Raw genomic sequence first — 16,691 nt, 5'->3', positions numbered from 1 at the left:
AATCAGTTGACGCCCACATCGTCTGCTGCACCGCCGCGGCGCTCGCCCTGGCCGCCGTGGCCGGCCGGCTGCTCGGCCGGCCGACCGCACACCGCTGACCGCTGACCGCTGACCGCTGACCGCTGACATGCAACCTGCCCACAACTCATCGACACAGGAGTGCTTTCCGTGACCTCGACCTCGCCCCAGAGCTCCCCGACCCCGGCCGCGCTGCCGCTCGTCGCCGTCACCGGCGCCGAGGGCTTCATCGGGTCGCATCTGACGGAGACGCTCGTCGCCGCCGGCTACCGGGTCCGCGCCATGGCGCAGTACAACTCCTTCTCCTCCTACGGCTGGCTGGAGACCCTCTCCCCCGACGTCCTCGACCAGGTCGAGATCGTCCTCGGAGACGTCCGCGACCCCGGCTCGGTCCACCAGCTCGTCGAGGGCGCCGAGGCGGTGTACCACCTCGCCGCGCTGATCGCGATCCCGTACTCGTACCAGGCCCCGCACAGCTATGTGGACACCAACGTCACGGGCACGCTCAACGTCCTGGAGGCCGTGCGGAGGCTGGGCGTCCCCCGTCTGGTGCACACCTCCACCAGCGAGACGTACGGCACCGCGCAGACGGTCCCGATCACCGAGGACCACCCCATCAACACCCAGTCCCCGTACGCCGCGTCGAAGGCCGGCGGGGACCGGCTGGCCGACAGCTACCACGCCAGCTTCGGCACGCCTGTCGTCACGCTGCGCCCGTTCAACACCTTCGGGCCGCGCCAGTCCATGCGGGCGGTCATCCCGACCGTCATCGGCCAGGTCGCCGCCGGCGAGCGGACCGTCACGCTCGGGGACCTGCGGCCCACCCGCGACTTCCTGTACGTCAAGGACACCGCGCGCGCCTTCCTCGCCGTGGGCACGGCGCCCGCCGAGGCCGTCGTCGGACGCACCTTCAACGCCGGGACCGGCGGCGAGATCTCGGTGGGCGAGCTCACCCGGCTGATCGGCAAGCTGATGGACGTCGACCTCGACGTACGCGAGGACGAGCAGCGCATCCGGCCCGCGAACTCCGAGGTGATGCGGCTGGTCGCCGACGCCGGCCGGCTGCGCGCGGCCACCGGCTGGGCGCCGGAGCACGACCTGGAGCGCGGTCTCGCCCACACCATCGACTTCTTCCGCGACCCGGCGAACCTCGCCCGCTACAAGACCGGCGTCTACAACATCTGACCTCGCCTCACCGAAACATCTGACCTCGCCTCACCGACCACTGACCGACAGGGGAATGTCCATGCACGCAGTGATCCTCGCCGGAGGCAAAGGCGTCCGCCTCAGGCCGTACACGACCGCTCTGCCCAAGCCGCTCGTTCCCATCGGCGACCAGCACGCGATCCTGGAGATCGTGCTGCGCCAGCTCGCCTCGGCGGGCTTCACCAGCTGCACCATCGCCATCGGCCATCTCGGGCACATCATCCGCGCCTACGTCGGCGACGGCTCCCAGTGGGGCCTGCGCGTCGACTACTCCACCGAGGACAGCCCGCTGGGCACCATGGGCCCGCTGCTGACGATGACGGACCGGCTGCCCGAGCACTTCCTGGTGATGAACGGCGACGTCCTCACCGACCTCGACTACGGCGACGTCCTCGCCCGGCACCGCGTCTCCGGCGCGCCGCTGACCGTGGCCACCTACGCCCGCAAGGTCGCCATCGACTTCGGCGTGCTCACCACCGAGTCGGGCCGGGTCGTCGGCTTCGCCGAGAAGCCGAGCATGGACTACCGCGTCTCCATGGGCGTGTACGGACTGACCCGGGACACCCTCGCCGGCTACACGCCGGGCCTGCCGCTCGGCTTCGACGAGCTGGTGCTGGACCTGCTCGAGGCGCAGAACCCGCCGCACGCCTACGAGTTCGAGGGCTACTGGCTCGACATCGGGCGGCCCGACGACTACGACCGGGCGAACGCCGAGTTCACCACCCACCGCGGCCTCCTCCTCAAGGGAGCGTGAGGGCTCCCGTGCGCATCCTCCTCCTGGGCTCCACCGGATTCCTGGGCGGGCACACCGCCGAGCAACTGCGCGCCCTGCCGGGCGTGCGGCTGCTCGTCGGCGGCCGGTCCGAGTCGGCCGACGTGCGGCTCGACCTCACCGGCGCCCCCGACGTCCTCGCCGAGGCGATCCACGCGGCGGCGCCGGCCGTCGTCGTCAACTGCGTGGGCGCGGTCGCCGGCAGCGCGGTGCGCCTCGCCGACGTCAACGCGCGCGGCCCCGCCGCACTGTGCGAGGCGCTGCGGGACGCGGCGCCCGGGGCCCGGCTCGTCCATCTGGGGTCCGCCGCCGAGTACGGGCCGACGCCGATAGGCGAGCCGGTCGCCGAGGACGCCCCGACCCGGCCGCAGAGCCCGTACGGCGCGACGAAGCTCGCCGGAACGGTCGCCGTCGCCGCCTCCGGGCTGGACGCCGTCGTGCTGCGGGTCTTCAACCCCGTGGGCCCCGGCGCGTCCGCCGCGAGCCTTCCCGGGCGGCTCGCCGCGGAGCTGCGGCGGGTCGGAGAGGAGGGGACGGTGCGCGTCGGCGATCTGTCGGCGCACCGGGACTTCGTCGACGTACGGGACGTGGCCGCGGCGGCCGTGCGCGCGGCGACGGCCGCGGGCCCGCTGCCGCCGGTCCTCAACATCGGCAGCGGACGGGCGTCCAGGGTGCGCGAGGTGGCGGACGGGCTGGTCCGGGCGGCGGGGTTCCGCGGCATGCTGGAGGAGACGGGCGGCGGCTCGGAGCGCTCGGCGGCGGTGTCCTGGCAGTGCGCGGACGTCGCGGCGGCGGGCACGGCGCTGGGCTGGCGGCCGGAGCGCACCCTGGCCGAGTCCCTGACCGACCTGTGGGACGCGGCGGCGGCCCCGGCGCGGGCTGGCGCCCGATGACCGGGGCACGGCGCACGCTGCGGCAGGATCCGTTCGCCGTGGGCGTCCGGCGCTGCGCGAGCCGTCGCGCGGCGACGTCCCGCCGGGGCGGGCGCGGCGTCCCGCACGGGATCCGCCACGAGGTTCGGCGGCGGGGCCGACGGCCATGACGCTGCTTGTGCCGATGTATGTGCACCCCGCCGTCGATCCGGCGGCCTGGCGGGCCCTCGTCGACGCCGCGCCCCTGCTGTACGGCGTGGTGCTCAACATCGACGACGGGCCCGGCACGGCCCCCGACCCGGCGTTCTCCGCCGTCGTCCGCGACCTGCGGACGGCCGGCGTCCGGGTGCTGGGGTACGTGGACACCGACTACGGCCGCCGGGCGCAGCGGGCGGTCGCCCTCGACTTCGAACGCCACCGCGACTGGTACGCCACGGACGGGTTCTTCCTCGACCAGGCCGCGCCCGACGCGGCCGGGCTGCGCCACTACCGGCGGCTCGCCCGCGCCGCGCGCGCCCACGGCGGACGGACGCTCGCGCTCAACCCGGGGGTGCATCCCGCCCCCGGCTATGCGGCGTTCGCGGACCTGCTGGTCACCTTCGAGGGCGGCTGGGACGCGTACCGCGGCGCCCCGGCCGCGCCTCGTTGGACCTCCGGGCGCCCTCCGGAGTCCTTCTGCCATCTGGTGTACGGGGTTCCCGCGGGGCTGTGCGGCCTCGCGGCCCGCACCGCCGAACTCCGGGGCGCGGCGGTGCACTGCGCCGTTCCCGGCCACGGCCCCAACCCCTGGTCCGCACTGCCCCCCGCGCTCCGGAAGGCGCCATGACCTCCGCGCCCCCACGCCCGCTCGGCCGCGCCGGCCGCCTGGTCCGCCTCGCCCGCGTCCTTCGGCCCTCCCGGACCCGGGCCCTGTTCTTCGCACTCGCGCTGCTCCTGCTCGCCGCGTGCTCGTCGCCGCCGCCCGAGCAGCCTGAGCCGCCCGAGCCGACGCCCCGGCCCCTCTGGCAGCCGCGTCCCGGCCTCGCCTGGCAGTGGCAGCTCGACGGCCGGATCGACCACGCGGTGGACGTGCCGGTCTACGACATCGACGGATTCGAGAACGACGCGGAGACCGTCCGCCGTCTCCACCGTGACGGCCGCAAGGTCATCTGCTACATCAACGCGGGCGCGTGGGAGTCCTTCCGCCCCGACCACGCCGACTTCCCCCGCTCGGTGCTCGGCGGGCGCAACGGCTGGGAGGGGGAGCGCTGGCTGGACATCCGCCGACTGGACACGCTGCGGCCGCTGATGGCCAAGCGCATGGACCTGTGCCGCGAGCGGGGGTTCGACGCGGTCGAGCCCGATCTGCTGGACGGGTACCTCAACGAGACGGGCTTCGATCTGACCGCCTCCGACCAGCTCGCCTACAACCGCATGATCGCGCGCCTCGCCCACGAGCGGGGACTGTCGGTGGGCCTGAAGAACGATCTGCCCCAGGTACGGCAGTTGGTGGGCGACTTCGACTTCGCCGTGAACGAGGAGTGCGCGCAGTACGGCGGCTGCGCTCAGCTGGCGCCGTTCGTGAAGGCCGGCAAAGCGGTCTTCCACGTCGAGTACGCGCTGCCGGTGGACCGGTTCTGCGAGCAGTCCCGCCGGCTCGGCTTCAGCTCGATGCGCAAGAAGCTCGACCTGGGGGCGTGGCGCCAGCCCTGCTGAGCCGGTGCGTCGTCCAGGGCGCCGAGGTCGCCGGCGACGAGTCAGCAGGTGGCGGCGAGCACCGCCTGCACGGTCTTGCCGCCGCCGGGTCCGCCGAGCACGCAGAACTCCTGCGACAGCTGGCGGACCATCGCTATGCCCCGGCCGCTCTCCTCCAGCGGGTCCGGCGTGCACATCGTCGGCGGGACGGGGCTCGCGTCCTCCACCTCGACGGTGACCTGCCCGGGATCGACGTGCAGCCGCAGCCGGCAGCCGCTGTGCCCGTGCCGCGTCGCGTTGGCGACCAGCTCGGACACGATGAGCGTGGCGTCCTCCACCTGCTCGCCGGACACCTTCTCACCGCAGCCATGGGTCAGAAAGGCGGTCGTCAGATACCGTGCCCACCCGGCTGACGTCTCCGCCTGCGGCAGGATGTACGTAGCGCGTACGGCTCGCCTACGGGCGTGCCTGGGCGCACGCATGGAAACCACCCCTCACTGGTCTGATGCAGCCGAGTACCCCGAGTACAGCCTCGTACTCCGGGGAAGGCGGCGCTCTGCGGCCTTCGCTCACCGGCCGTTCCCCCTCACCCGTGGCTGATGCCCCCAGAGCGTGATCGCCAATCGGACAGGTGTGCACCCGTTTCCCACAGGGCGCTAAAAGGGCGCTAAGGGGCACGCCCGGGCGGGCTGTCGAAGACGCAGTCGCCGCACAGTCCGCCGCCGGGGCAGCGGTAGTACAGGCAGCAGCTGCGCCGGCGCATCGCGGGGCCCTCGACCGTGCCGGACAGATCGGGGTGCGCGAACAGCTCGGCGGCCAGCGCGGAGGCCCGCTCGGCGACGTCGGGGCGGTCCGCCTGCCGCGCCCAGGCGTGGAGTTGGCGCACGGCCCCGGCCAGCGCGGAGCCCGCGTTGCCCCACAGCAGCTGCGGCGAGATGCGCACATCGCGCCGCAGGGCCTGGGCGAGCGGCACGAGATGGCCGTACTGCACGCTCTCGCGCACCGCGTCCGCCGTGCCGGGCAGCGTGCTCGCGCCGGGGGCCAGGCGCAGGTCGTCGGGCGATGTGCGGGCGGGGTCCCAGTGCAGCCGCTCGGCGTCCAGGTCGGGGACCCGGCCGTGCAGCGCAGCCGCGCCGAGCCCGACGGACCACAGGCGGGCCGCGAGCCCCAGATGCGCGATCGAGGCGGCGACCCGGCGCTCGGGGGCGCGCAGCCGGGCGGCGACGGCGTCGACGCGACGGGCGAGCGGCCCTGGTCCGGCCGGCGCGGCCTCGGCCGCGTACACCGTGGCCAGCGGGGTGTACGCGGCGTCGGGCACCTCGGCCCGCAGGGCGAAGAAGCCGCCCACCTCGGCCAGCTCGGCCAGGTCCACGCTCCGGCTCACGCCCACGCTCCCGTCCTCTTTCGTCACCGTACGAGTGTGCCTGCCGTGCGCCGGCTCCGGGACGGCGCATCCCCTACGGGTCGGGGGCGGCTTCGAGCCTGCGGCGAGCGCGGTTCGGCGGCCGGGCCGATACTGGTTCCTGAAGACCGTTCGCGTCGGACGGGTCGCTCACAGCCATGCCGGCCCGCGCCCCCGCCGGGAGGGGGACTTGTGGCCTACTCCCGTACTACTTCGGCAGTAGTACCAAGTGCCTGCTCAAGGACGACGACGTGAACGCTGAAGAGGGACATCGTGGTCTTTATGAGTTCCCTTGCGCTGGCAGTGCTTCTGTCTCTGGTCTCCGCGGTCGCGTACGCGGCCGGGGCGATCCTTCAGGAGCATGTCGCGGCGACCACCCCCGACCGCCCGTACGCCCCCCTGCACCAGGCCGCCTGGTGGGTGGCGGTCGCCTTGAACAGCGTGGGCGCCGTGCTGCATGTGCTGGCGCTCGCCTTCGGACCGCTGAGCGTGGTCCAGCCGCTGGGCGCGCTGACGATCGTCTTCGCGCTGCCCATGGCGGCGCTGTTCGTGCGGCGCAGGGCCGGGGCAGCCGCCTGGCGCGGGGCGATCATGGCGACGGCCGGTCTCGCGGGTCTGCTGGCGCTGACGGGGAACGCCGAGTCCCGCTCCCTGGACACCGGTGAGCGCGGGGTGCTCGCCGCCGCGACCTTCGGCGGCGTGGCGCTGCTCTTCCTGGTCGCGCAGACCGTGCACCGGCCGGTGGCCCGCAGCGTGCTGCTGGCCGGAGCGGCGGGCGTGGCCTTCGGCATCGCGTCCGTCTTCACCAAGACCGTGGCGGTGGACTGGTCGTGGAACACGCCGCTCGCGCAGTGGCCGAGTCTCATGGTGATAGCCGTGCTGGCGGTCGGCGGCCTGCTGCTGTCGCAGGCGTCCTACCGGGGCGCGGGGCTCGCCGCCCCGCTGGCGACGGTCACCGTGGTGAACCCGGTGGTGGCCGCGGCGGTCGGCATCACGCTGTTCGGCGAGCAGTTCCGCTACGGCGTGACGGGCACCGTGCTCGCGCTGGGCTTCGGCGTCGTGGCGGCCGGCGGACTGATCCTGCTGACGACGGAGCGGCTCCACCAGCAGCAACAGCGACAGCCGCCGTCGGGCGGTCCGCGCAGCCGGCCTCCGGCGCGGCCCGGGAGGTCGACGTCTCCCGGGCTCGCATCCGCAGGCTCAGACCGAGACGCCCCCCGACCTGAGGTAGGCGAGGGGGTCGATGTCGGACCCGTACCCCGGACCCGTGCGCACCTCGAAGTGGAGGTGCGGTCCGGTGCTGTTGCCGGTGGATCCTGAGCGCGCGATCCGCTGACCGCCGCTGACCTGCTGGCCCTCGCGCACGGTGAGCGCGGACAGATGCCCGTACTGGCTGTAGCGGCCGTCGGCGTGGCGGATGACGATCTCGTAGCCGTACGCCCCGCCCCAGCCGGCCGAGACGACCTTGCCCGAGGCGACGGCCTTCACGGAGGTGCCGGTGGGGACGGGGAAGTCCACGCCGGTGTGGTAGCCGCGGGCCCAGGAGGACCCGGCCTGGCGGTAGGCGGTGCTGGGGCGCGCGTCGACCGGCGAGCTGAGCCCGCCGCGCTGAGCGGGCTTGGCGGCCTGCCGTGACTCGGCCTTGGGCTGCTGGCTCTTGGCCTGCGCCTTGGGGGCGGCCTTGGGCTGCTGTGCCTTGGGCCGCTCCTTGGCCTTGGCCGGCGCCTCCATGCGCAGGATGAGCCGCTGGCCCGGGTGGATCACGTCCGGGTCGCCGCCGACGACGGTGCGGTTCTCGTCGTACAGCCGCTGCCAGCCGCCCGTGACCCGCTCGGCCTTGGCGATCTTGGAGAGGGAGTCGCCCCGGGCGACGGTGTAGCCCTCGCGCTGGGTCGGCACGGTCGTCGGGGACGTGGCCTTGGCAGGCGTGCGGGGCTTGGTCTGCTGCCGGTCCTTGGACTCCTGGCCCTTGGAACCCTTGGCCTTGGAGTCCTTGCCCTTCGATTCCTTGCCCTTGGCAGGCGCGATGTCGGGCGCGTCGCCGCCGCGTGCGAGACCGGCCTTGGTCGAGCAGTGCGGCCAGGCCTTCGGCCCCTGCCCCTTGAGCACCTTCTCGGCGATGGCGATCTGCTGGTCCTTGCTGGCCAGGTCAGCGCGTGGGGCGAACTGTCTGCCGCCGTACGCCTCCCAGGTGGACTGGCTGAACTGGAGCCCGCCGAAGTAGCCGTTGCCCGTGTTGATCCGCCAGTTGCTGGTGGACTCGCACGCCGCCACCTTCTCCCAGACGTCCACGGACGCCGCGTGCCCCGTGCCCGCGCCGACGAGCGGAAGTGCGATGCCCGCACCGCCCGCCGTGACGGTGAGCGAGGCCCGGTTGATGCGGCTCGGCTGGTATCGGCGGTGACGACCTGTTGCGGCCATGCTGAGGCTCCCCCATGTGCGATGTCGGTCACATCACTTCTGTCACATCACAAACGGTCAACTTAGGCGCACCGTACGGATGGTGACAAGGGTTCACACCCCGCGCACGGGCGCAGGGGGCGCAGGGCATTTCAGCCCCGGCGACGCTTGAGGCACGAGGGCCATCTCAGCCCCGCCGGCGATTGAGGCGCGCAGGGCGGGCGACTGTTTCGTGCGGGCTCCCCCGGGCGAGGTCCGTCCTCAAACGCCGGACGGGCTGGAAATGCCCCGCTGGGATGGCCGGGCACACTCAGCCCCGCCGGCGATTGAGGCGCGGGGCCCGGGGCAGAGCCCCGCAGGACCCCGCACCGCCCCCGCCTCACCACCGCACCCGCACCCCCACCCCCACCCCCACCCCCCTCTCCGTCCCCGACCGCCCCACCACCGACGCCGCGACCCCGGACGCGAACTCCAGCATCTCCCCCGCCCGCTCCTCCGTCAGCGCCAGATCCCACCGGCCGCCCCGCCCCAGCCACCCCAGCACCGCCGCCATGAACGCGTCCCCCGCCCCGATGGTGTTCACCACCGACACCGGCGCCGCGGCCGCCGACACCGGCGAGATGCCGGGGGCGTACGCCGTGCTGCCCCGCGCGCCGCGCGTCAGCACCACCAGCCGTCCCCCCGCCGCCAGCCGCCGCCCGCTCTCGTCGGGGTCCGCGTCCGGCCAGAGCCTGGCCAGGTCCTCGTCGCTGGCCTTGACGACGTGGGCGAGCTCGCACAGCTCCCGCAGCCGGTCCAGCCCGCGGTCCTCGCGGACGTTGGGGTCGACCGCGAGCAGACCGTGGCGGGCCGCGGCCCGGGCGGTCGCGTAGACGACCTCCGCCGCCGGCTCCACGACCGCGGCCAGCCCGCCCACGTACACCGCGCCGAAGCGGGCCGCGTCCGCCGCCCGTTCGGGCAGCCGGAAGGTCGCCGTGTCCTGGAGGTGGAAGCGGTAGCTCGTGCCGCTCTCGCCGGGATCGGCGACCGCCAGCGCGGTGGGCAGCGACGAGCGCCCGCACAGGCTCACATCGACTCCCGCGCCGGCCAGCCACCGCTCGATCGTCCGCGCGAACGCGTCGCCGCCGAGTCCGCCCGCGAAGCAGACCGGCGTGCCCAGCCGGGCCAGGCCGACCGCCACGTTCGCGGGCGCGCCGCCCGGCTGGGCGCGCAGAAGGTCCTCGTCGGCGGGCAGAAGGCCGTCGTCGGCGCGCAGGAGGTCGTCGGCGGCGGGCACGAGGTCGACGAGCGCCTCGCCGAGGACGAGCACCGCGCCGGGGCCGCCCGTCACGGCTGCACCACGATCTTGCGGCCGACGCCCGCCGCGAACTGGTCGATGGCCTGCGGGTACTGCTCCAGCGGCAGCCGGTCGCTGATGAAGACCGCCGGGTCGAGCACGCCGGTCGCGAAGAGCGCGGCGGCCCGCTCGTAGCTGTGCAGCACGGCCATGGAGCCGGTGATCGTGATCTCCTGGTTGTAGATGCGGTACGGCTCGATGACCGCCGTCGTCGCGTAGTCGGCGACGCCGAACTGGAGGAACGTGCCTCCCTTGGCGACCCGCCCGAGCCCGTCCTGGATGGCCCGGGCGTTGCCGGTCGCGTCGATCACGACGTCCCAGCCGCCGGGCGTGTCCAGCTCGTCGGCGTTCGCGGCGGAGCGGGAGCAGCCGAGCAGGCTCGCGGTCGCGAGCCGGTCGGGGTTGACGTCGAGGACGTCGACGCCCGCCGCGCCGGTGCGCTTGGCGAGCTCCAGCATCATCAGGCCCATCGTTCCGGAGCCGTAGACCAGCACCCGCGCGCCGAGCGTGCTGGTGAGCACGTCGTAGCCGCGCACGGCGCAGGACAGCGGCTCGATCAGCGCGGCGTCGCGCACGTCGACGTGGTCGGGCAGGCGTACGCAGTTGGCCACGGGCGCGACGGCGAACTCGGCCGCGCCGCCGGGGACGGTGACGCCGATGGCGGCCCAGCGGTCGCACAGGTTGCCCCGGCCGCTGCGGCAGTAGCGGCACTCGTGGCAGTGCAGGGAGGGGTCGACGGCGACCTTGTCGCCGACGGCCAGCTCGGTGACGTGCGAGCCGACGCCGACGATCTCGCCGGCGAACTCATGGCCGGGCACGATCGGCAGCGTGGGGGCGAACTCGCCCTGCAGGATGTGCAGATCGGTGCCGCACAGCCCGCACGAGGCCACGGAGACGACGACCTCGCGAGGGCCCGGAGAAGGGTCCGGGACCGTCGTGACGGAGACCTTGCCGGGGGCTTCGACGATCGCTGCCCTCATTTCACAGCTCCAAGGGAGAGGCCCTGGACGAGCTTGTCCTGGGCGGCGTAGCCGGCGACGAGCACCGGCACGGACACGACGACGGACGCGGCGCACAGCTGGGCGAGGAAGAGGCCCTGGCTGGTGACGAATCCGGTCAGATAGACGGGTGCGGTCTGGGCGACGACGCCGGTGAGCACCCGGGCGAAGAGCAGTTCGTTCCAGCTGAAGATGAAGCAGATCAGCGCGGTGGCGGCGATGCCGGGCCCGGCCACGGGGGCGACGACGCGGGCCAGGACGGTCGGCAGCCGCGCGCCGTCCACCTGGGCGGCCTCGATGATGGAGACGGGCACGTCGGCGAGGAAGGACTGCATCATCCACACCGCGATCGGCAGGTTCATCGAGGTGTAGAGGAGGACCAGCAGCCAGACGTTGTCGAGCATCCCCGCGTTCTTGGCGAAGAGGTAGACGGGCAGCAGTCCGGCGACGACCGGGAGCATCTTGGTGGAGAGGAAGAAGAACATCACGTCCGTCCACTTCCGCACCCGCCGGATGGAGAGCGCGTACGCGGCGGGGAGGGCGAGGACGAGCACCAGGATCGTGGAGAAGACGGAGGCGCTGAGGGAGTTGATCAGCGGCGGCCAGGGGCTGGGGCCGCCGTCCGCGCCGAAGAACTGCCGGTAGCCGTCGAGGGTCAGCGACGCGGCGAGGGAGGGCGGGTTGGTCGCCGCGTCGGCCTCCGAGTGGAGGGAGGTGAGCAGCATCCACAGGGCGGGCAGACAGAAGCCGATCCCGGCGATCCAGGCCAGCAGGCCCAGCGCGGCGGAGCGCCGTCTGGCCTTGCGGGCGGCCGGTGGCAGGGCGGTGAGGGCGGGAGCGGTCATGCGCGGTTCGCCTCCTCACGGAAGAGGGACGAGACCACCCGGAGCGCGAACGTCGCGATGACCATGGTGCCGATCACGACGACGACTCCCGCGGCGGACGCCAGTCCGTACTCGTGGGCTTGGTAGAAGGTCTGGTAGATCGCGTACGGGAGGTTGGCGGTGCCGAGCCCTCCGGAGGTGATCGTGAACACCGCGTCGAAGTTCTGCACGATGTACACGGAGCCGAGCAGGACGCCCAGTTCGAGGTAGCGCCGCAGGTGCGGCAGGGTCAGATAGCGGAAGGTCTGCCAGCCGCTCGCGCCGTCGAGCCGCGCGGCCTCCATGATCTCGGCGGGTCTGCTCTGCAGCCCGGCCAGCAGGATGAGCATCATGAACGGCGTCCACTGCCACACCAGGGCCGCCTCGACCGCGAGCAGCGGCATGGAGGAGATCCAGTCGGGCTGGCTCGGGGCGTCGGCGCCGAAGAGCGAGCCGACCCAGGTCAGCGCGCCGTTGAGCAGTCCGTACTCCGGGTTGTACAGCGCGTGCTTCCACAAGAGCGCCGCCGAGACGGGGACGAGCAGGAACGGCGTGATGAGCAGGGTGCGCACCAGGCCGCGGCCGAAGAAGGCGCGGTCCAGCAGCAGGGCGAGCCCCAGGCCGAGCACGACGGTGGCGACGACGACGCTCGCGGTGAGCACGACGGTGGTGAGGACCGATTCGCGCAGCGCGGGGTCGGTGACGACGCTCGCGTAGTTCGACAGTCCGGCGAAGGCGCGCTCGTCGGGGTCGAGGGAGTTCCAGTCGAAGAGCGAGATCACCAGGGTGGCGACGAACGGCAGCTGGGTGACCGCGATCAGGAAGACGAGAGCCGGCAGAAGCGGGGCCCGGGTGGCCCAGGCGCGCAGTCCCGGCTTTCCCTTCTTTCCCGGCTTTCTCTCCTGCCGCGTGTCTGGTCGGGACAGCGACGGTGTGGGCGTGCTGGGGGTGGGCGCGGGCGTGCTGATCGATGCGCTCATCGGTACTCCTCGGCGACCTTCTCGGCCTGCTTCTGGGAGGCCGCGAGGGCCTGGTCGACGGATTGACGGCCCGCTATGGCCGCGCTGATCTCCTGCGAGACCTTGGTGCCGAGGTCGGTGAACTCGGGTACGCCGACGAACTGGATGCCGGCGGCGGGGCGCGGCTGGGTGCCCGGGTTGCGCGGATCGGCGCCGGCGATGGCCTTCTCGGTGACGTCGGCGAAGGCGGCCGCGGCCTTGCGGTACTGCGGGTTGGCGTAGGTGGAGGCCCGTTTGCCCGCGGGGACGTCGGACCAGCCGTTCACCTCGCCGACGAGGTTCTCGTACTCCTTGCCGGACGCCCAGGCGATGAACTTCCACGCGTCGTCGGACTTCTTGGACGCCTTCTGCATGCCCCAGGCCCAGGTGTAGAGCCAGCCCGAGCTCTGCGTCTTCTCCACCGGGGCCTGGACGTAGCCGATCCTGCCCTTCACCGGGGATCCGCTCGCCTCGAGCGAGCCGGCCCCGGCGGTGGCGTCGTACCACATCGCGGTCTTGCCCTGGGTCATGTTGTTGAGGCACTCGGCGTACCCGGACTGCGCGGCGCCCGACTCGCCGTGCTCGCGCACCAGGTCGACGTAGAACTGGGTGGCCTTCTTGAACTCGGGGGCGGTGAGCCGGGCCTGCCAGTCCTCGGTGAACCAGGTGCCGCCCATGGTGTTGACGACAGTGGTCAGCGGGGCGATGACCTCGCCCCAGCCGGGCAGCCCGCGCAGACAGATGCCCTTCATGCCGCGCTCGGCGCCGTCCGCCTTGGCGGCGAGGTCGGCGACTTGCCGCCAGGTGGGCTTGGCGGGCATCGTCAGGCCCTTCTTCGCGAAGACGTCCTTGCGGTACATCAGGAAGGACGACTCGCCGTAGAACGGCTCGGCGTAGAGCTTGCCGTCGGCGGCGGTGAGGGACTCGCGCAGCGGCGGCAGGATGTCCTTCTGGTCGAAGGCGATGTCCTGCTCGGCGTACTCGTCCAGGGGGTGCAGCCAGCCGTTCTTCGCGAAGAACGGCACCTCGAAGTTGCTGATGGTGGCGATGTCGTACTGCCCCGCCTGGTTGGAGAAGTCCTGGCTGATCTTGTCGCGGACGTCGTTCTCCGGAAGGACGGTGAAGTTGACCTTGATGCCGGTCTCCTTGGTGAAGTGCTCGGCGGTCAGCTTCTGCAGGGTGACCATCTGCGGGTTGTTCACCATCAGCACGTTCAGCGCGTCGCCTCCTGCGAAGGAGGCGCCGCCGGCGCCGGCGCACCCGGCTGCGAGGAGGGCGGTCGCAGCCGCGCCCGCGCCCATACGTACGCGCAGTCCACGTCGTCGTCGCTGGAGGGGCATGAGTTCTCCTGATCGTTCGTAGCGGCTCGGGTGCTGGGTCTTCGAGCGTCTGGGGGGTCTTGTGGGCATGACGGGCCTGCCCCCTGGCGCCCGGAGGTCCGGGCGGGGGCGGTGGCGGGCGGCTCGTTCAGACGCGAACGACCTGGGGGCCGAGGAGGGAGTAGCGCTGGGCCTCGGCCGAGGGGAGGCCTGCGTCGGTGACGATGGCCTCGAAGTCGCCGACGCCGGCGAAGCGGCAGAAGCTCACCGCGCCGAACTTGGTGTGGATGCCCGCGAAGATCCGGCGGCGGGCGCTGCGCATGGCCTGGGCCTTGACCTCGCTGACCGCCGGGTCGGGCGTGGTGAGCCCGTACTCGCGGGAGATCCCGTTCGCGCCGACGTACGCCAGGTCGATGACGAAGTCGGCGAGCATCTTCACGGCCCAGTGGTCGACCGTGGCCATGGTCGCGCCGCGGACCCGGCCGCCGAGCAGCAGCACGGCGGTCTTCTCCCGGTCCGCGAGGACGGTCGCCACGGCGAGGGAGGCGGTGACGACGGTCAGCTGCCGGTCCCTCGGCAGCGCCTCGGCGACGAGCTGCGGGGTGAAGCCCTCGTCGACGAAGACGGTCTCGGCGTCGCCGAGCAGATCGGCGGCCGCGGCCGCGATCTTCGACTTCTGCGGAACGTGACTGGTGGTCCGCATGGCGAGCGTGGTCTCGAAGCCGGCGGACTCGACCGGGTAGGCCCCGCCGTGCGTACGCCGTACGAGACCGTGCTCCTCGAGCGTGTGCAGATCCCGCCGGATGGTCTCCTTGGCCACCTGGAACCGCTCCGCCAGGCGGTTGACGTCGACCGCCCCGTCCTTGCGGGCCGTCTCGAGGATTCCTCGTCGGCGTTCGTCGGTGTCCACGGCACACACATCCCTGCTGGCACTGGTGCTGGTACTGATGCTGGTCCTGGTGCTGGTGCTCCGCTGCCGCGGAGCTTTTCGGTCCCGGCGTCCGTTCGGGCCCATGCGTCGTTTGTACAAGCAGGGAACCCCCTTCGACCAGGCTCGTCGCGGGATCCGCTGTGCCCGTTCGTGCCCGTTTCACCGAGGGCGTCGACGCTGGTAGCCCGCCCGCGGCGGGCCCGGGAGGCGTGGCTCGCCGCCCGTTTCGGACGCCTGGAGTGTCCGAATCGCGCCCGTCTGCGGACAGGCTCGGCCGCGAAAGGCGAATCCGCTGCCCCTGCGAGTGGAATGCTGCAGCCTGGGGAGGGCTTGAAGATCGATGAGTGGCTTGATCCGTCTTTACGTATCGGTGGAGGCGGACGTGGATTTTCCGACGGACATCCCAGGAGCACATCAATGAGTGGAACAGCCCAGATCGGCGTCACGGGACTCGCGGTGATGGGCCGCAACCTCGCCCGGAACTTCGCCCGGAACGGCTTCGCCGTGGCCGTGCACAACCGGACGGCGGCCAAGACGCGTGCCTTGGTCGAGGAGTTCGGCGACGAGGGGACGTTCGTCGCGGCCGAGTCGGCCGAGGAGTTCGTCGCGGCGCTGGAGCGGCCGCGCCGGCTGGTCGTCATGGTCAAGGCGGGGGCGCCCACCGACGCGGTGATCGAGGAGTTCGCGCCGCTGCTGGAGGAGGGCGACGTCATCATCGACGGCGGCAACGCCCACTTCGCCGACACCCGCCGCCGGGAGAAGGAGCTGCGCGAGCGCGGCATCCACTTCGTGGGCACGGGCATCTCCGGCGGCGAGGAGGGCGCGCTGCACGGCCCGAGCATCATGCCGGGCGGCTCCGAGGAGTCGTACGCCTCGCTGGGGCCGCTGCTCGAGAAGATCGCCGCGAAGGCCCCGGACGGCTCGCCGACCGTGGCGCACATCGGCCCGGACGGCGCGGGCCACTTCGTGAAGATGGTGCACAACGGCATCGAGTACGCCGACATGCAGCTGATCGCCGAGGCGTACCACCTGCTGCGCGAGGTCGCGGGCTACTCCCCCGCGAAGATCGCCGAGACCTTCCGCACCTGGAACACCGGCCGGCTCGACTCGTATCTGATCGAGATCACGGCGGAGGTGCTGGCCCACACGGACGCGGCGACCGGCAAGCCGTTCGTGGACGTCGTCGCCGACCAGGCCGAGCAGAAGGGCACGGGCCGCTGGACCGTGCAGATCGCCCTCGACCTCGGCGTGCCGGTCTCCGGCATCGCGGAGGCGGTCTTCGCCCGGTCGGTCTCGGGCCACGCGGATCTGCGCGCGGCCTCGGCCTCGCTGCCCGGCCCGAAGGCGCGGGCGCTGAGCGAGGCGGACGCGGCGCGCTTCGCGGACCAGGTGGAGCAGGCGCTGTACGCGTCCAAGATCGTCTCGTACACCCAGGGCTTCCACCAGATCCAGGCGGGCAGCGAGGCCTACGACTGGGACGTCGACCTCGGTGTCGTGGCGTCCATCTGGCGGGAGGGCTGCATCATCCGGGCGGCGTTCCTGGACCGGATCCGCGCGGCGTACGACGCCCAGCGCGACCTGCCGAGCCTGCTGTCGGACAAGCAGTTCGCCGAGGAGATCGGCGCGGCCCAGGACGACTGGCGCGAGGTCGCCGCCACGGCGGCCCGGCAGGGCGTGCCGACGCCGGGGTTCTCGGCGGCGCTGGCGTACTACGACGCCCTGCGCGCCGAGCGGCTGCCCGCGGCGCTCACCCAGGGCCAGCGGGACTTCTTCGGCGCCCACACCTACCGGCGGACCGACCGGGAGGGCTCGTTCCACACCCTCTGGGGCGGCGACCGCTCGGAGGTGCAGTCGGACTGAGCCGGCAGGCCGGCACAGGGGCCCGGGCGGCTGATCGACGCG

General features: G+C 72.7%; 16 protein-coding genes. 7 read left to right on the top strand and 9 right to left on the bottom strand.

From position 1 onward, the window contains the following. Positions 1 to 168 precede the first annotated feature (168 nt). The 5 genes from AB0M39_RS33945 (at position 169) to AB0M39_RS33925 (ending at position 4,563) form a co-directional block, all read left to right on the top strand. On the top strand, positions 169 to 1,203 hold the full coding sequence (locus AB0M39_RS33945) for an SDR family NAD(P)-dependent oxidoreductase (RefSeq protein ID WP_365370641.1): 1,035 nt from the start codon (positions 169 to 171) through the stop codon (positions 1,201 to 1,203). Between the two features lie 61 nt (positions 1,204 to 1,264). Continuing rightward, positions 1,265 to 1,978 carry a sugar phosphate nucleotidyltransferase gene (locus AB0M39_RS33940; protein WP_365370639.1) on the top strand — a complete coding sequence of 238 codons (714 nt, stop codon included), beginning with the start codon at positions 1,265 to 1,267 and terminating at the stop codon, positions 1,976 to 1,978. Between the two features lie 8 nt (positions 1,979 to 1,986). Continuing rightward, the gene (locus AB0M39_RS33935; RefSeq protein ID WP_365370637.1) at positions 1,987 to 2,889 is read left to right on the top strand and encodes an NAD(P)-dependent oxidoreductase; all 903 of its coding nucleotides are present in this window, start codon (positions 1,987 to 1,989) and stop codon (positions 2,887 to 2,889) included. Between the two features lie 145 nt (positions 2,890 to 3,034). Beyond that, positions 3,035 to 3,694 carry a spherulation-specific family 4 protein gene (locus tag AB0M39_RS33930; RefSeq protein ID WP_365370635.1) on the top strand — a complete coding sequence of 220 codons (660 nt, stop codon included), beginning with the start codon at positions 3,035 to 3,037 and terminating at the stop codon, positions 3,692 to 3,694. Next, positions 3,691 to 4,563 carry an endo alpha-1,4 polygalactosaminidase gene (locus AB0M39_RS33925; RefSeq protein WP_365370633.1) on the top strand — a complete coding sequence of 291 codons (873 nt, stop codon included), beginning with the start codon at positions 3,691 to 3,693 and terminating at the stop codon, positions 4,561 to 4,563. Before AB0M39_RS33930 ends, AB0M39_RS33925 begins: the two co-directional genes overlap by 4 nt. Positions 4,564 to 4,604: 41 nt before the next feature. Here the strand turns inward: AB0M39_RS33925 and AB0M39_RS33920 are convergent, their stop codons facing one another. Then, on the bottom strand, positions 4,605 to 5,024 hold the full coding sequence (locus AB0M39_RS33920; RefSeq protein WP_365370631.1) for an ATP-binding protein: 420 nt from the start codon (positions 5,022 to 5,024) through the stop codon (positions 4,605 to 4,607). A gap of 185 nt (positions 5,025 to 5,209) precedes the next feature. Next, entirely contained in the window at positions 5,210 to 5,914 is a 705-nt protein-coding gene (locus AB0M39_RS33915; protein ID WP_365370645.1) for a (2Fe-2S)-binding protein, read from the bottom strand. A gap of 312 nt (positions 5,915 to 6,226) precedes the next feature. Here AB0M39_RS33915 and AB0M39_RS33910 point away from each other — a divergent pair, with 312 nt between their 5' ends. Then, positions 6,227 to 7,264: a DMT family transporter gene (locus AB0M39_RS33910; protein WP_365370629.1), complete on the top strand. Its 1,038-nt coding sequence runs from the start codon at positions 6,227 to 6,229 to the stop codon at positions 7,262 to 7,264. Here the strand turns inward: AB0M39_RS33910 and AB0M39_RS33905 are convergent. The 7 genes from AB0M39_RS33905 to AB0M39_RS33875 all read right to left on the bottom strand — a co-directional run bounded on the left by AB0M39_RS33905 (position 7,145) and on the right by AB0M39_RS33875 (position 14,768). Continuing rightward, a complete protein-coding gene (locus AB0M39_RS33905; RefSeq protein ID WP_365370627.1) occupies positions 7,145 to 8,365 on the bottom strand; it encodes a transglycosylase family protein in 1,221 nt (406 codons plus the stop codon). The two genes, AB0M39_RS33910 and AB0M39_RS33905, sit on opposite strands and share 120 nt — an antisense overlap. 358 nt (positions 8,366 to 8,723) lie before the next feature. Then, positions 8,724 to 9,674 carry a PfkB family carbohydrate kinase gene (locus tag AB0M39_RS33900; RefSeq protein WP_365370625.1) on the bottom strand — a complete coding sequence of 317 codons (951 nt, stop codon included), beginning with the start codon at positions 9,672 to 9,674 and terminating at the stop codon, positions 8,724 to 8,726. Further along, a complete protein-coding gene (locus AB0M39_RS33895; RefSeq protein WP_365370623.1) occupies positions 9,671 to 10,660 on the bottom strand; it encodes a zinc-dependent alcohol dehydrogenase family protein in 990 nt (329 codons plus the stop codon). Before AB0M39_RS33895 ends, AB0M39_RS33900 begins: the two co-directional genes overlap by 4 nt. After that, the gene (locus tag AB0M39_RS33890; protein WP_365370621.1) at positions 10,657 to 11,523 is read right to left on the bottom strand and encodes a carbohydrate ABC transporter permease; all 867 of its coding nucleotides are present in this window, start codon (positions 11,521 to 11,523) and stop codon (positions 10,657 to 10,659) included. The genes AB0M39_RS33895 and AB0M39_RS33890 overlap by 4 nt, the downstream gene beginning before the upstream one ends. After that, entirely contained in the window at positions 11,520 to 12,521 is a 1,002-nt protein-coding gene (locus AB0M39_RS33885) for a sugar ABC transporter permease (RefSeq protein ID WP_365370619.1), read from the bottom strand. The genes AB0M39_RS33890 and AB0M39_RS33885 overlap by 4 nt, the downstream gene beginning before the upstream one ends. Beyond that, entirely contained in the window at positions 12,518 to 13,879 is a 1,362-nt protein-coding gene (locus AB0M39_RS33880) for a sugar ABC transporter substrate-binding protein (protein ID WP_365370617.1), read from the bottom strand. The genes AB0M39_RS33885 and AB0M39_RS33880 overlap by 4 nt, the downstream gene beginning before the upstream one ends. Positions 13,880 to 14,006: 127 nt before the next feature. Continuing rightward, the gene (locus AB0M39_RS33875; RefSeq protein ID WP_365370615.1) at positions 14,007 to 14,768 is read right to left on the bottom strand and encodes a DeoR/GlpR family DNA-binding transcription regulator; all 762 of its coding nucleotides are present in this window, start codon (positions 14,766 to 14,768) and stop codon (positions 14,007 to 14,009) included. A gap of 438 nt (positions 14,769 to 15,206) precedes the next feature. On the opposite strand from AB0M39_RS33875, the gene gndA reads away from it, so the two are divergent. Continuing rightward, positions 15,207 to 16,649 carry an NADP-dependent phosphogluconate dehydrogenase gene (gndA, locus tag AB0M39_RS33870; protein ID WP_365370613.1) on the top strand — a complete coding sequence of 481 codons (1,443 nt, stop codon included), beginning with the start codon at positions 15,207 to 15,209 and terminating at the stop codon, positions 16,647 to 16,649. The last annotated feature ends 42 nt before the right edge of the window (positions 16,650 to 16,691 follow it).

Source organism: Streptomyces sp. NPDC051907 (assembly GCF_040681075.1).
In the GTDB taxonomy this organism is placed as follows: Bacteria; Actinomycetota; Actinomycetes; order Streptomycetales; family Streptomycetaceae; genus Streptomyces.
Note: the sequence above shows the minus strand (reverse complement) of the source record. Positions and strands in the feature narration are given on the sequence as shown.

Coding starts and splice junctions, on each gene's coding strand:
- AB0M39_RS33925 (WP_365370633.1), top strand. CDS start 3,691: ATGACCTCCGCGCCCCCACGCCCGCTCGGCCGCGCCGGCCGCCTGGTC.
- AB0M39_RS33910 (WP_365370629.1), top strand. CDS start 6,227: ATGAGTTCCCTTGCGCTGGCAGTGCTTCTGTCTCTGGTCTCCGCGGTC.
- AB0M39_RS33895 (WP_365370623.1), bottom strand. CDS start 10,660: ATGAGGGCAGCGATCGTCGAAGCCCCCGGCAAGGTCTCCGTCACGACG.
- AB0M39_RS33920 (WP_365370631.1), bottom strand. CDS start 5,024: ATGCGTGCGCCCAGGCACGCCCGTAGGCGAGCCGTACGCGCTACGTAC.
- AB0M39_RS33940 (WP_365370639.1), top strand. CDS start 1,265: ATGCACGCAGTGATCCTCGCCGGAGGCAAAGGCGTCCGCCTCAGGCCG.
- AB0M39_RS33885 (WP_365370619.1), bottom strand. CDS start 12,521: ATGAGCGCATCGATCAGCACGCCCGCGCCCACCCCCAGCACGCCCACA.
- AB0M39_RS33880 (WP_365370617.1), bottom strand. CDS start 13,879: ATGCCCCTCCAGCGACGACGACGTGGACTGCGCGTACGTATGGGCGCG.
- AB0M39_RS33930 (WP_365370635.1), top strand. CDS start 3,035: ATGACGCTGCTTGTGCCGATGTATGTGCACCCCGCCGTCGATCCGGCG.
- AB0M39_RS33905 (WP_365370627.1), bottom strand. CDS start 8,365: ATGGCCGCAACAGGTCGTCACCGCCGATACCAGCCGAGCCGCATCAAC.
- gndA (WP_365370613.1), top strand. CDS start 15,207: ATGAGTGGAACAGCCCAGATCGGCGTCACGGGACTCGCGGTGATGGGC.
- AB0M39_RS33890 (WP_365370621.1), bottom strand. CDS start 11,523: ATGACCGCTCCCGCCCTCACCGCCCTGCCACCGGCCGCCCGCAAGGCC.